Source organism: Pedobacter sp. WC2501, assembly GCF_052682415.1.
Genome location: NZ_JBQZFI010000001.1, coordinates 2774689 through 2788399 on the forward strand (window position 1 = coordinate 2774689; position 13711 = coordinate 2788399).

The following is a 13711-nucleotide window of genomic DNA, read 5'->3' on the forward strand; positions in this document are numbered from 1 at the left end:
AGATACATTTTATGCCATCTAAATTTAAAATCCAGATCTCAAATCCCTGCCATGAAGACTGGGAGGGCATGCAATCTGATGTAAATGGGAAATTTTGCGGTTCCTGCCAGAAAACTGTAATAGACTTTACCCGCTTCACAGATGCAGCGCTGAAACATTGGTTTAATGAAAACCAGGGAAGTAACTGTGGGAGATTTAAACCTGAGCAGCTTGATCGTTATATTGGTGAAAAAAATCAGTCATTTTTTAAAATTTTTAAGCCAGGTTTAATTGCAGCTTCAGTTTTTGCATTTTTAAGTGTTCCTAAATTTACTTACGCACAATATATAAAGCCACTGGAAGCCGAATGTAAAATTCAGCATAATCAAGCTTCGGGTGATATAGAAGGAGAATATACCTTTATAAAAGGGAGAGTATACGATCAGGATGACATTGGCTTAAATAATATCAATATTGAGTTAAATGGTCAGCATATTTATGCTAAAACGGCAGCAGATGGATCGTTCTATATTAGAATGGAGAAACCAAAAAACAGGACTATTGGCGAATTGATTTTTACTTCAAATACTTTTGAAACTAAAAAAAGTTTTTTCCTTTTAGGTGAGGAAAAAGAAATCTCGGTTGTGTTACAACCTGCAATGTATATGGATTTCACAAATCAGATATTAGCGGATAAATTAAGCGAAAAATTGGTAGGAAGGCTTGGTGGTATTTCGATAGAAACAACCGTAACCAGGAGAATTGTGAGACGTGTTATCAATATTTTTAGATAATTTTTAATAAATTGGATTGATGAGCTCAAGTTTTAAAATAAAGGTTTCTAATCCTTGCCTGGAACAATGGGAAGGGATGCAACCACATTCAAATGGAAAATTTTGTGGCTCCTGCCAAAAATCAGTCGTAGATTTTACTCATTTCTCTGATCGTGATTTATACAACTGGTTTATAAAAGATCAAAAAAAAAGTTGTGGAAGATTAAGGCCAGAGCAACTTGACCGTTTAATCAATGTGAAAGCAGGTTATGCATTCAGTAGATTTAAACCAAGCTTAATCGCAGCATCTTTAATGGCTTTTTTGAGCTTTCCGAAGTTTAGTAATGCCAAAATGATCAAAACACCTTTTAATCAAACAGATCGATACTGCAGTAATGTTTCTTTTGAAAAGAAAACCGAGGTTTTAGTTGATACTTTAAAAACAATAAAAGGTAGGGTAATAGATAAAGATGATAAACAGCCACTTCCTTCAGTATCTATTATGGTAAACCAGCGCTTAGCTTTTGCTTCTACCGATCAAAAAGGAAACTTCGAAATTAAGTTACCAGCAAATTTCGAAGATAAAAATTGTGTTCTAACGGTAAATTATATAGGCTATAAGACTTTAAATTCGAAGGTTGATTTAGCTAAAGATGGCCAATTAAACCTAGAATTATGTATAAGCGGAGATATTTTGGGTGGTCCTGAAATTGTAATTATCAGGCACTCAATTTGGAGGATGATCCTTTATAAAGCAAAAAATCAATTAAGGGATATTAACCCATTTTATGCAAAGAAAAACTAAATTTCCATCTCCCAAACCATTATCTGCCGGTCATCACCTGTAGAAATCAAATATTTGCCATCATGGCTCCAAATAACTTTATTGATGGAATGGCTATGGCCAACACCTGCCTTTTCTAAGCTTAAAATTTTATACAATTTAAAATTTTCTGCATCCCAGAGTTTAATACTTTTATCCTGACTGCTCGTAGCAAAATAAGGAAGGGTAGGGTGAAAGGCAATATCATACACGGTAAACATGTGTGCCGGAACGGTTTCCCTAAGTTCGTAATTCGGCAGATCCCATATTTTTAGTTGTGCATCTCTGCTCCCTGAAATTAAGTATTTGCCTGTGGGATGATAAGCCAAAGAGGTTACCGGTAATGAATGTCCTTCCAGAGTTTGTTTTAAGCTATAATCGGCAAGGTTATAAATCCTGATCAGGTGATCTTTACAGCCGAAAGCCACTTCATTTTCATTGGGTGCAATTGCAATGGCCCTCACAGTATCGTAAGCCACCTGAAAACGATAAATTTCTGTAAAGTCACTAAGCGACCAAACCGCAACAGTACCATCTTCCCCAGTCGTTAAAAGCTCATTTTTGCCCTTTACAGTTTGTATGTTAAAAATCGGTTTAGTGTGGGCATTTATCCTGGCAATTACTTTTTGATCCTTGAAATCGTAAACACTAAAAGCGCCACTCCGTTCCCCAACAAACAATTGATCATTGTAATGGTGTAGACAATAAACCGAACTTTGTACAGGCATTTTAACCTTCACAAAAGCCATAATATTTAATGACCATTCTACAATGCCCTTATCATTCCCGGCACTAAAAAATATGTCGTCTTCACCAGCATTGGCTAAAGCGTAAACAGAGTTTTGATGTCCGGGTAGGGTGTGTAGGTGTTTGAGCATGTGGGGAAGGTTGGAAGGAGGGAAGGTTGGAGGGTTGAAGGATATTTAAACCCTCTACCTTTCGGCCTTTTACCTCATTTGTATCTTTTTTCTAAATCAGAATTAGGTTAATTTGCAAAAATCTTTGGGAAATTTATTTCTTCGCCAAATTCATCAAATTTCATTTCGTTTAGTCGGTTAAAAATTCTTTCTGAATCTGAAATGGAAATTTCAATGGCTGTACTAAACACTTCAACTGGTAATTTCTCTTCGGTATAATCAATAAAAATCAAACTTATAGTTTCACTTGTTCTACCTTTAGCCTGATTAATGGAATAATATTTTGATGTTTTAAGTTTAGTTTTCCAAAAGCCATAATTATGTTGATATGAAATATGGCTTGTACTAATGACATAAAACTCTTCTCCAAAAGTATTCCAGAGTAAATACCTACCTAAAGTGAAAAAATATGCAATTGGTAATAAAAACGGAAACATATTAGGTTTTTCATCTTGCAAGCTAATGGCAAACCAGAATAAGCCAAAGATCGCAACAGTATTAAAAACGAACAAAAATATCTTTAAGTAATAATTTGTAGGGATTTTACTCCTTACAAATATATTTAGATCATCGAAATTAATATTTGTTTTCAATATAGATTTTATTTATCTGTTTCTTTTAGTTACAATATTAACTCAATTAATAGTTACTACTGAAAAACTTCAAATAGAAAGTCACCAATTTTAGTCCTGAACAAATATAATATAGGAATTATTACTGCAGTTAATAGATAAGATTTTGCCCTTGGGAAGTTTAACTTCTTTAAATTTATTAATGCTAAAATCGCGCAGAGTAGAATAGTTAAGATTAACGCTACCCATTCTCCCATAAACATATTGAATGGTAAACTTGCAATTCTATCAGATTCTGCACTTTCTCCTAAAGCCATCCAAAATACAATTGGAATAATTAAAACGTAAAGTAAAGAACAAATAAAAAAAGCTCCGATAAAGACCAATAAAAAATGCCAGATCAAAATTTTCGACTTTATAATCGCGTTAATTTTATCTAACATTCTTTAACTATTTGTGTCTTATCTTTAAAATTAAAGCGGAGGCTTTGGAATTTATAACCTTAAACCCTCAACCTTCCAGCCCTCTACCTTATTTGTGTCTTTTCTCTAAATTTCTAGCAATATCCCGGATAGATAAACCTTTTTCTTTCAACAAAAACAACAGGTGAAAAACAAGATCTGATGCTTCTCCAATTAATTCTTCTTCCGATTCGGCTAATGCAGCAATTACGGTTTCTACACCTTCTTCGCCAACTTTTTGGGCAATTTTATTTAAACCCTTATTGCGCATTTTGTTGATATAAGAACCCTCAACAGGATTTTCATATCGATCATTAATGATATTTTCGAGCTCGAAAATAAAATTCTGGTTAAAATCTGTTTTAAAACAGCTGCGGCTTCCGGTATGGCAGGTTGGGCCAACGGCATCAGCTTTAATCAGAATGGTATCGTTATCGCAATCCACAAAAAGCTCTTTAACAAACAAAAAGTTATTGCTGGTTTCACCCTTTGTCCAAAGGCGGTTTTTAGAGCGCGAAAAGAAAGTTACTTTGCCTTCGGTCTGGGTTTTTTCCAAAGCCTCGGCATTCATATATCCCAGCATTAAAACCTCTAAAGTTTTATAATCCTGAATAATTACTGGAAGTAAGCCAGCTGTTTTCTCCCAATCAAGGGTTGATGTATCGATGTTCATTTTATTTTTTTATTTCGGAAAAACAGACTCATGACTATGGACTGCGGACTCCGGACTTATATTATATCCTTACGGGAATATTGTTCCTTCTTAATTCCTGTTTTAAATCGGGGATTAAAATTTCACCATAATGAAATACCGAAGCTGCAAGCGCGGCATCAACATTGGCTTTTTGAAAAACCTCAGTAAAATGCGCCGTACTGCCTGCTCCGCCTGATGCTATAATCGGGATATTGATCATCTGGTTTACTTTACTAAGCAATCCGCAATCAAAACCAGCTTTGGTGCCATCATGGTCCATAGAGGTTAACAGGATTTCGCCTGCGCCTAAATCTTCTGCCTGTTTAATCCAGTTTTCGGTTTCCAGTTCGGTAATTAACCTGCCGCCATTTAAGTGAACCATGTTTTTACCGTTTACATGTTTAGTATCGACTGCTAAAACCACAAATTGTACCCCGAAGGTTTTAGCAAGTTCTTCAATTAACTTCGGATTTCTAACTGCTGCTGAGTTGATACTGATTTTGTCCGCACCAGCATTTAATAGGGCTTCTGCATCCGCAATTTCGGTTATCCCACCACCAATGGTAAAAGGAATATTTAATTGGCGGGCAACCGATCTTACCATTTCAATCATCGTTTTCCGACGCTCATGAGTAGCTGTAATATCCAGAAAAACCAGTTCGTCGGCACCTTGCTGTGCATATTGTGCCGCTAGTTCAACCGGGTCGCCCGCATCGCGTAAATCAACAAAGTTTACGCCTTTTACCGTGCGGCCATCTTTAACGTCTAAACAAGGGATTATTCTTTTCGAAAGCATATTTTGTTTGGTTGTCATGCTGAGGAACGAAGCATCTTTTTCATTGGGTGCAGATCCTTCATTCTTCAGGATGACATAAATATTTATGGAATTATATTGAACTCAAAGCCTTCAAATTCCACTCTTTAATTTCTTCGATGGTAATGCGGTCTTCGTAAATCGCTTTTCCTACCACCACACTTCTGATCGGGTATTTAGCCAGTTCGTAGATATCCTGCATTGAGCTTACGCCACCTGAAGCGATCAGTTTGATCATTGGCGAGTGTTCCAGTAGTTTTTGGTACAATTCAATCGCTGCGCCGCCTAATTTTCCATCTTTACTAATATCGGTACATAAGAAACGGAAAAAACCAAGTGAAAGACATTTATCAACGTAATCCATCAGTTTAATTGGTGAGCTTTCCATCCAGCCCGAATATTTAATTACTTCATCCAAAACGTCTATTGCAATCACAATGCGATTGGCATAATCGTCCTTTTTAGCAAAAGCTTCGCTCAATTGAGGTAAGAATTCAGGATTGGTAATGGCCTGTGTACCCACAATTACACGGTGGATTCCCGCATCAAGCAAATTGGTAACCTGCTCAATAGTTCTGATACCTCCGCCGTACTGCACTTTCATATCTGTTTTTTTGATAATCTCGAAAAGTGCTTTTTGATTGCTAAAATCACCTTTAGCTCCATTTAAATCAATAATATGGATGAAATCTGTACCATTTGAACGATATTTCTCTATCATTTCGGGGATAGAAACATCATATTCTGTTTTTTGGTTGTAATCGCCTTCACGAAGACGGACAACTTTTCCATCCAAAATATCAATAGCGGGTATTATGTACATTTTATAAGCTTAAGTTTGAAAAATTTTTTAATACTATTTCGCCGGCTTTTCCCGATTTTTCGGGGTGAAATTGAACGCCGTAGAAATTATCTTTTTGCACAGCTGCCGAAAACTTCAAACCATAATCAGCAGATGCGATGTCAAAAGTAGGGTTATATTCAATAAAGTACGAATGCACAAAGTAAAATTGTGTATTATCTTCAACACCTGTAAATAGCGGATTGTTTTTCGGGCTAACCGCATTCCAGCCCATGTGTGGTATTTTGATATTCAGTGACTTATCAAATTTTTTGGTTTTCACCGGAACGATGTCTAATAGCGTTGCATTGCCCTCTTCCGAATGTTCGGTAATGAGCTGCATGCCTACACAGATACCAAGAACGGGTTTTGTTAGTTTTTTAATGGCTTCAACCAGACCCGTTTCCTTTAACTTTTCCATGGCGGCACCAGCATGGCCCACACCAGGAATGATGATGTGGCTATATTTTTCGAGGTCATTTTCTGTATTTACCATGCCGTAGGTTACGTTTAAGCGATCTAAAGCTGCAGTAAGGGAGAAGATGTTACCTGCTCCGTAGTTTATAATTCCAATCCCTAAATCGCCTTGATAGGACTTTGAATTTCCATCGTTCATATAATTCTTTTATACTGTTAAGAAGGTTTATAATTAATTTAGGTCTTCTCTTTCTATGTTTACCTTTCTAAAACCGACTATCAATTTTGATTTGATGAGGTAATCAACCATCAACTTGTCTCCTTTCCACCAATTATAAAATTCTGATTTATCTAAAATAATATCTCCATTTAGTTTAATAGATGTTTTTTTTACATTTAATCACAAACTTTGCATTATTTGTTCTTATTTTTTGAAGTACTTCTAACTCAGTTGTTTTTTTACGGTTAGAATTAAGATCCATTGTTAACAATATGATTGGTCGTACAATAAAAAAACATACATATACAATAGCAACAATTACGAAGGCTACAAATGCATCCCAATAATGTCCGGTTGAGTTTGGAGAAGGTTCACCATTTTTACCACCTGAAAATGGAAAGATAAAGACAGCAATAGTAAAAGCAAGTATAATTTGATAAAGATTTTTCTTAGCTAATGGTAGCATCTCATAAGTAATGAGATCTACATCTTCACTACTTAATTCTTCACTTGTTTCTGTACTCATCGATTTTTTTAAATCTATTTCCCATTATTCATCATCCATTTTACCTTTTACATTTTCTCTATAAAATGTGAAAATGAACGTCAGTTTTCATGGATGCTGTAGTCCCACTATCCGCTTATAGTCCTCGCTACGCTGCGGGCTATTCCGCTCTATCGGGTTTATTTAACAGCGGATGGGCATCAAAACCCTCCGCCATAAACCTTTCAGCCTTCCAACTTTCTTACAACATTCCCTTTGTGCTCGGTAATACCATTTTTTCCGCATCACGTTTGATCGCCATTTTAATGGCTTTGGCAAATGCTTTAAAAATGGCCTCAATTTTATGATGCTCGTTATCGCCTTCTGCTTTTACGTTTAAATTGCATTTTGCAGCATCACTGAACGATTTAAAGAAATGATAAAACATCTCTGTAGGCATATCACCCACTTTTTCGCGTTTAAATTCAGCATCCCAGACAATCCAGTTTCTTCCTCCAAAATCAATGGCCACCTGTGCCAGACAATCGTCCATTGGCAAGCAAAAACCATACCTTTCAATGCCTAGTTTATTGCCTAATCCTTTGGCAAAGGCTTCACCCAGAGCAATACCAGTATCTTCTATGGTGTGGTGTTCGTCAATATGTAAGTCGCCTTTAGCAATTACCTCTAAATCTACACTTCCATGTCTGGCAATCTGATCGAGCATATGATCGAAAAAGTTTAAACCCGTTTCAATCTTTGCTTTTCCTGTTCCGTCCAGATCCAGATTAATGGTAATGTCGGTTTCATTGGTTTTACGCTCGTGGTGAATTTTTCTGCTTCCTGCTTTAAGCAAGTTGTAGATATCTTCCCATTTCCTGGTTTCCAGAATAATCACATCCAACAAAGTTTCATGTTTATCTAATGCTTCAGCAGAGCCCAATGCGTCATTCTGACGGAGAAAAATCGCCTTGGCACCTAAATTCTTGGCCAAAACTACATCATTTAAGCGATCGCCGATCACGAAGGAGTTTTTCAGGTCATAATCTTCGCTGAAATATTTTGTTAATAAAGCAGTGCCGGGTTTACGGGTAGGAGCATTGTCTTTTGCAAAAGTTCTATCAATCACAACCTCACTAAAATGAACGCCTTCCCCTTCAAAAGTATCTAACATGAAATTATGGATTGGCCAGAAATTCTCTTCCGGATTTGATAATGTTCCCAGTCCATCCTGGTTGGTTACCATTACCAGTTCGTAATCCAGTTCGGCCGCAATTTTCGATAAATAATATAACGAGCGCGGATAAAATTTAAGCTTTGCAAAACTATCTACCTGTTCATCATCAGGCTCGATATTTAAGGTTCCATCGCGGTCGATAAATAGCACTTTCTTCATTTTAAAAATTTTCTAGAACAGTTAATAGTTTGTCGTTTTCTTCTTTTGTACCCACTGTAATCCTTAAACATCCTTCGCATAAAGTTACTTTAGATCGGTCGCGTACAATGATGCCTTGTTCCACTAAAGTATCATAAATTTTTAAGGCATCGGTAACTTCTGTCAGGATAAAATTGGCGTCAGAAGGATATACTTTTTTAACAATGTTTAGTGCGGTTAAAGCCTTACTTAAACGGTCTCTTTCTGCAACAGATTCTTTAATCCATTCGTTCACCTGAGCGATGTTTTTTAAAGCTTCAAAAGCTAAATCCTGCGTAGCCTGATTGATGTTATAAGGTGGCTTAATTTTGTTTAAAACATCGATCACTTTTGTCGATGAAAATGCCATGCCCAGACGCAAAGCGGCAAGTCCCCAGGCTTTCGAAAAAGTTTGCAAAACTACCAGGTTTCCGTACTCAGTTAACTCCTGTATAAAGGTCTTCTGACGGGCGTAATTTATATACGCTTCGTCCACTACAATGATGCCATTAAAGTTCGCTAAAATGGTTTCAATATCTTCGCGGTTTATCGAATTTCCGGTTGGATTATTTGGTGAACAAATGAAGATTAATTTCGTGTTTTTATCAATTGTTTCTGCTATCTTTTCCATGTCCAATTGGAAGTTTGGAAGCAAGTTAACTTTACGTATTTCTACATCATTAATGTTAGCAGAAACTTCGTACATTCCATAGGTTGGTGGCAGCACAATTACGTTGTCTTTTCCAGGATTACAGAATGCGCGAAACAATAAATCTATCGCTTCATCACTACCATTTCCTAAAAAAGTATTTTCAATTGGTACACCTTTTATTTTGCTGATTGCATCTTTCAAATCAAGTTGCAATGGATCAGGATAGCGGTTATAATTTGCGGGTAATGGCGAACCATAACTGTTCTCGTTTGCATCCAGAAAAACAGATGCCTGACCTTTAAATTCGTCCCTAGCGGTAGAGTAGGGGCGAAGGTTTTTTATATTTTCTCTTACTAAATCGTTAATGTCCATGTTAATTAAAATGATTGCACAGATTACTTAATTCTTTTCCTTCGGTATGATTACGTAGATTATGTGATTACACCGATTTGCATTTTCTTTTATGTCGTTTTATCTTCGGACTTCGGACTTCCAACTCCGGACTCAAAGTTCAATCTAATACTAACAGCATTTTTATGTGCTTCCAGGCCTTCAGCGGCAGCTAGTATTTCAACTGTAGCGCCAATGTTATCTAATCCATCAGCCGATAGATGTTGAAAGGTGATCTTTTTCAGAAAAGCATCGGTAGATACTCCAGAATATGCTTTTGCAAAGCCACTGGTTGGTAAAGTATGGTTGGTTCCGGAGGCATAATCGCCGACACTTTCTGGGGTAAAATTGCCTAAAAAAACCGATCCTGCGTTGATAATCAATTGAGTTAGACTTTTGAAATGCTCCGTAGCCAATATTAAGTGCTCTGGCGCATATTCATTCGAAAATTGCATTGCCTCATCCAGGTTTTCGACTAAAACGGCATAAGAATTTGCTATTGCTTTAGCAGCGATCTCCTTCCGTGGTAGAATAGAAAGCTGATTTTCAATTGCTTTTAGTGTCTCAGTAATGATTTGATTTGAAGTAGCAACTAAAATAGCCTGACTATCAGTTCCATGCTCAGCTTGTGCAAGTAGATCTGAAGCAATAAATGACGGATTGGCAGTCTCATCAGCGATGACCAAAACTTCCGATGGTCCTGCAGGCATATCGATAGCCACTTTATTTTGGACCATGGTTTTTGCTGTGGTTACATAACGGTTGCCAGGGCCAAAGATCTTATATACCTGGGGCACACTTTCGGTTCCGAAAGCCATTGCAGCTACTGCTTGTGCGCCGCCAATTAAGAATACTTTTTCGATCCCAAGCAGCACGGCACAGTAAGCCAGATAACAATTGGTTTTGCCATCACTTTGTGGAGGAGAACACACCACGATTTCTTTACAACCTGCAATGATTGCAGGTGTGGCAAGCATTAAAAATGTGCTCGGTAGAACAGCTGTTCCACCAGGAATATAAAGACCAACTTTTTCAATTGCCCTCGATTCGCGCCAGCACAGAACGCCTGGCATCGTTTCGATTTTGTCCTCAGTTTTTAACTGCGACTGGTGAAAAGTTTTGATGTTTTGATAAGCCGTATCAATTGCATTTTTTGCTTCAGCCGGTATGGTAGATGCAATTGCTTTTAGTTCTTCTGCATTTAAAAACAGCTTCTCCAAATCAACTTTATCGAATGCTTTTGCAAAGTTGAAAAGTGCCTGGTCGCCATCTTTTTTTACGGTGCTGATGATGTCTGCTACACGTTCTTCAACCAGTTTATCGTCTTCAATTTGTCTCGAACAAAGTTCTTCAATTTTTGATTTAGATAAATCTGTATAATTGTAGATTTTCAATGTTTTATAATTTTAAATTAACTAATAGTTAATATGAATTTAAACGATTTATTTGATTATTTTCTCGATTGGCATTACCAAAATACCTTCGGCACCTGCTGCTTTTAAACTGTTTATTTTATCCCAGAAATCTTCCTCGGCAATTACAGAGTGAACAGCAACCCAGTTTGGTTCGAAGAGCGGAACTACCGTTGGACTTTTTACCCCTGGCAGTAAATCAACTACTTTTTGAAGGTTATCTTTTGATACATTTAGTACCACGTATTTGTTAGATTTTGCGCTAAGTACAGAGCGGATGCGTTGAAGCAATTCTGCAACTTCCGGATTCTCGGCTATTGATTTATTTCCGATTAAAACGGCTTCCGATTGCATCACATCAGCAAATGGTTTTAGTCCGTTGCTCTTTAATGTTCCACCTGTTGATACGATATCAAAAATGGCATCACTTAAGCCTAAGCCCGGGCCAATTTCTACCGATCCTGAAATGGTTCTGATATCAGATTTTATGCCTTTTTCCTCTAAGAATTTTTCAAGGATTACCGGGTAAGAAGTAGCAATGGCTTTGCCATTCAACTCTTCCAATTTTTGAATATTACTGGTGGCCTGAACAGCGATTTTTAAGGTACATTTTCCGAACCCTAATTTTTGCAGATAATCAACTTCAGCTTTGGTTTCTACAATTACATTTTCACCAACTATGCCCAGATCAGCAATGCCGTCTTGTACATATTCAGGAATATCATCATCGCGAAGAAAAAGGATTTCTAAAGGGAAATTGGTAACGGTTGAGATGAGGGAACTTTTGTAGTTTTCGAAAGATAAGCCACAATTTTTAAGTATTTCTACAGATTTTTCGTTTAACCTACCCGACTTCTGGATAGCGATTTTAAGTGTTTTCAAAGTATTGAATATAGAGTGAACAAGAAATTATTTTACGGAAAAAAGTTTTGAAGTACAAAACAAACATATCATATCGCCTATCGGCGATGGTGTAAATGTAAGTGATGGTTCAAAGTTAAATTCATAAATTATTTCTGCCAGTATCAATACGTTAGCTGATAAGCACTGGCAAATATAGTGTTTGAAATGATAAAACAAAAAATAATGGCACTTAATTTGCCATTATGCTGTTTTTATTGTTAATAACCCATATTTATATTAAAATTTTACTCTTTTGAAAAAGTTTCGCTTTCTAATTCTACCCTTTATTTTGTTTATTTCTGCCTGTGGGTGGTTTAAAAGCCCACCAGAGATTGGAAAAGTGCTTTCTGAGCATTTTAAGAATAAAATCTACAAAGATTTCGATACTGTAGCTTATGACAGCATTTTTGTGAAAACAATGGACAGTCTTTCGGGCAAGTTCGTTAACCCTAAAACTATAAAAGCATTTTATGCCAATAATAACGCTCAACCTAAGTTGGTTACGCAATTCTATATTAATGGAGAATTAGATTCATTAGTGAATTATTTAGATCAGAGCAAGGTGCATGGCTTTAACCCAAAGATCTTTAAAGGGGATGAAATTAAAAGCTTGTTAGCAGTATTAGCAGCCAATAAGTTTAAAAAAGTTGAGGAAAGTTATCCTGTAATTGCCAAATTAGAACTGCTATCGGCAAATGCTTACTTGAACTACAATAATTACCTTAAATATGGGGTAGTAAATCCCCGAACTATCTTTTCGCGTTATTACATTAAAGTAAAACGCCCTGACAGCTTGGGGATGATTAATCTTTTAAGTGGTAAAAGTCTTTTGGATACCTTAAGATCTGTTCAACCAAAATCGATTCAATATAAAGCTTTACAGTCTGCCTATTTAAATACGGATGTGGAAAGTGAGAAGCGGATTTTATTATTGAACATGGAACGTTTCCGTTGGAAAATGCCAGAGATGGGAGATAACTATGTACAGGTAAATATTCCTGATTTTAGGTTAACCTGGCTAGATAAAACAGATACCGTAATTACGATGAAAGTTTGTGTTGGTGGCAAGCGTGAAAATGGTTATGAAGATAAGCTAAAAGCCTTTGCAAAATCGGGTAATTTAGATGATAAACCGAAGAATCATGAGACGCCATTATTGTTCAGTAAAATCAACTCCATTCAGGCCAATCCAATCTGGAATATTCCGGTAAGTATTGCCCAAAGTGAGATCTACTGGATGGCTCGAAAAGATCCTTATTATTTATCGAATAACAACATTAAAGTTTACTATAAAGACAAGCTAATTGGTGAGCCTGATACCATCAATTGGAACAGGTACTCGCGTGATAAATTGCCCTTCAAATTTAAGCAGGGATCAGGCGGTGGAAACGCCTTAGGGAAGTTCAAATTTATCTTCGATAACAGCTCGAGTATTTACCTGCACGACACCAATAATAAGAACGGATTTAACCTGACGAATAGAGCGATTAGTCACGGCTGTGTGCGCATCGAAAAGCCGTTAGAATTTGCCGCACTTTTGGTGAAAGATTCTTATGCTTATGATAAGCTTAGGGCAGAGGTAGATTTACCACCGATAGATAGTACGCATGTAAAATGGTATAAAAAACGCATGGCGCAAAAGGCAGATACCACCAAAGCATTTCAATTAAAACCAGCTTGGTTTGCCCCAAAGAAAAATGTTCCGTTAATCATTACCTATATCACGGCCTGGCCGCAAAATGACAAGATCGAATACAGACCTGATGTGTATGGTATGGATGAAAAACTTTGGACTGCCATGAAAAAGTTTAGATAAAAATTCCAAGAATATGTAGTCAGATGGTACCATCTGACTGATCCCTTAACGTGAGCGAAAAAATAAGAGCTGATTTTTAAATTCGTATATAGTGATCTGATTAAGTATTATAATCGATAATTGCATAGT

At 36.7% G+C, this 13711-nt stretch carries 15 protein-coding genes; 3 read left to right on the forward strand and 12 right to left on the reverse strand.

Translation table 11 applies throughout. From position 1 onward, the window contains the following. The first annotated feature begins 11 nt into the window (after nucleotides 1-11). Together ACUN24_RS11935 and ACUN24_RS11940 are read left to right on the forward strand one after the other, a co-directional pair. Entirely contained in the window at nucleotides 12-773 is a 762-nt protein-coding gene (locus ACUN24_RS11935; RefSeq protein ID WP_445562674.1) for a hypothetical protein, read from the forward strand. A gap of 19 nt (nucleotides 774-792) precedes the next feature. Further along, on the forward strand, nucleotides 793-1557 hold the full coding sequence (locus ACUN24_RS11940; RefSeq protein WP_445562675.1) for a carboxypeptidase-like regulatory domain-containing protein: 765 nt from the start codon (nucleotides 793-795) through the stop codon (nucleotides 1555-1557). Here ACUN24_RS11940 and ACUN24_RS11945 read toward each other — a convergent pair. From ACUN24_RS11945 to hisG, 12 genes are all read right to left on the reverse strand, one after another. Beyond that, complete coding sequence (locus tag ACUN24_RS11945) at nucleotides 1554-2453, reverse strand: WD40 repeat domain-containing protein (RefSeq protein WP_445562676.1); 900 nt, start codon at nucleotides 2451-2453, stop codon at nucleotides 1554-1556. The genes ACUN24_RS11940 and ACUN24_RS11945 overlap by 4 nt on opposite strands. A 107-nt stretch (nucleotides 2454-2560) precedes the next feature. Further along, nucleotides 2561-3085 carry a hypothetical protein gene (locus tag ACUN24_RS11950; protein WP_445562677.1) on the reverse strand — a complete coding sequence of 175 codons (525 nt, stop codon included), beginning with the start codon at nucleotides 3083-3085 and terminating at the stop codon, nucleotides 2561-2563. Between the two features lie 56 nt (nucleotides 3086-3141). Then, entirely contained in the window at nucleotides 3142-3507 is a 366-nt protein-coding gene (locus tag ACUN24_RS11955; protein WP_445562678.1) for a hypothetical protein, read from the reverse strand. Between the two features lie 88 nt (nucleotides 3508-3595). Next, the gene (hisIE, locus tag ACUN24_RS11960; protein ID WP_445562679.1) at nucleotides 3596-4198 is read right to left on the reverse strand and encodes a bifunctional phosphoribosyl-AMP cyclohydrolase/phosphoribosyl-ATP diphosphatase HisIE; all 603 of its coding nucleotides are present in this window, start codon (nucleotides 4196-4198) and stop codon (nucleotides 3596-3598) included. Between the two features lie 61 nt (nucleotides 4199-4259). Then, nucleotides 4260-5015: an imidazole glycerol phosphate synthase subunit HisF gene (gene hisF / locus ACUN24_RS11965; protein WP_445562680.1), complete on the reverse strand. Its 756-nt coding sequence runs from the start codon at nucleotides 5013-5015 to the stop codon at nucleotides 4260-4262. 91 nt (nucleotides 5016-5106) lie between these two features. Then, nucleotides 5107-5856, reverse strand: a complete 750-nt coding sequence (gene hisA / locus ACUN24_RS11970; RefSeq protein ID WP_445562681.1) for a 1-(5-phosphoribosyl)-5-[(5-phosphoribosylamino)methylideneamino]imidazole-4-carboxamide isomerase — start codon at nucleotides 5854-5856, stop codon at nucleotides 5107-5109. 1 nt (nucleotide 5857) lies between these two features. After that, entirely contained in the window at nucleotides 5858-6490 is a 633-nt protein-coding gene (gene hisH / locus ACUN24_RS11975; protein ID WP_445562682.1) for an imidazole glycerol phosphate synthase subunit HisH, read from the reverse strand. A 175-nt stretch (nucleotides 6491-6665) separates the two neighbouring features. Beyond that, entirely contained in the window at nucleotides 6666-7037 is a 372-nt protein-coding gene (locus tag ACUN24_RS11980; protein ID WP_445562683.1) for a hypothetical protein, read from the reverse strand. A 220-nt stretch (nucleotides 7038-7257) separates the two neighbouring features. Next, a complete protein-coding gene (gene hisB / locus ACUN24_RS11985) occupies nucleotides 7258-8391 on the reverse strand; it encodes a bifunctional histidinol-phosphatase/imidazoleglycerol-phosphate dehydratase HisB (RefSeq protein ID WP_445562684.1) in 1134 nt (377 codons plus the stop codon). 1 nt (nucleotide 8392) lies between these two features. Continuing rightward, nucleotides 8393-9433, reverse strand: coding sequence for a histidinol-phosphate transaminase (gene hisC, locus ACUN24_RS11990; protein WP_445562685.1), 1041 nt, complete (start codon nucleotides 9431-9433; stop codon nucleotides 8393-8395). 89 nt (nucleotides 9434-9522) lie between these two features. Next, a complete protein-coding gene (gene hisD / locus ACUN24_RS11995) occupies nucleotides 9523-10845 on the reverse strand; it encodes a histidinol dehydrogenase (protein ID WP_445562686.1) in 1323 nt (440 codons plus the stop codon). A 48-nt stretch (nucleotides 10846-10893) separates the two neighbouring features. After that, nucleotides 10894-11745, reverse strand: coding sequence for an ATP phosphoribosyltransferase (gene hisG / locus ACUN24_RS12000; protein WP_445562687.1), 852 nt, complete (start codon nucleotides 11743-11745; stop codon nucleotides 10894-10896). 274 nt (nucleotides 11746-12019) lie between these two features. Here hisG and ACUN24_RS12005 point away from each other — a divergent pair, with 274 nt between their 5' ends. Beyond that, complete coding sequence (locus ACUN24_RS12005; protein WP_445562688.1) at nucleotides 12020-13582, forward strand: L,D-transpeptidase family protein; 1563 nt, start codon at nucleotides 12020-12022, stop codon at nucleotides 13580-13582. The last annotated feature ends 129 nt before the right edge of the window (nucleotides 13583-13711 follow it).

Excerpts from the sequence above, each read along its gene's own strand:
- ACUN24_RS11935 (WP_445562674.1), top strand. The coding sequence starts at position 12 with ATGCCATCTAAATTTAAAATCCAGATCTCAAATCCCTGCCATGAAGAC.
- ACUN24_RS11940 (WP_445562675.1), top strand. The coding sequence starts at position 793 with ATGAGCTCAAGTTTTAAAATAAAGGTTTCTAATCCTTGCCTGGAACAA.
- ACUN24_RS11945 (WP_445562676.1), bottom strand. The coding sequence starts at position 2,453 with ATGCTCAAACACCTACACACCCTACCCGGACATCAAAACTCTGTTTAC.
- ACUN24_RS11955 (WP_445562678.1), bottom strand. The coding sequence starts at position 3,507 with ATGTTAGATAAAATTAACGCGATTATAAAGTCGAAAATTTTGATCTGG.
- hisIE (WP_445562679.1), bottom strand. The coding sequence starts at position 4,198 with ATGAACATCGATACATCAACCCTTGATTGGGAGAAAACAGCTGGCTTA.
- hisF (WP_445562680.1), bottom strand. The coding sequence starts at position 5,015 with ATGCTTTCGAAAAGAATAATCCCTTGTTTAGACGTTAAAGATGGCCGC.
- hisA (WP_445562681.1), bottom strand. The coding sequence starts at position 5,856 with ATGTACATAATACCCGCTATTGATATTTTGGATGGAAAAGTTGTCCGT.
- hisH (WP_445562682.1), bottom strand. The coding sequence starts at position 6,490 with ATGAACGATGGAAATTCAAAGTCCTATCAAGGCGATTTAGGGATTGGA.
- ACUN24_RS11980 (WP_445562683.1), bottom strand. The coding sequence starts at position 7,037 with ATGAGTACAGAAACAAGTGAAGAATTAAGTAGTGAAGATGTAGATCTC.
- hisB (WP_445562684.1), bottom strand. The coding sequence starts at position 8,391 with ATGAAGAAAGTGCTATTTATCGACCGCGATGGAACCTTAAATATCGAG.
- hisC (WP_445562685.1), bottom strand. The coding sequence starts at position 9,433 with ATGGACATTAACGATTTAGTAAGAGAAAATATAAAAAACCTTCGCCCC.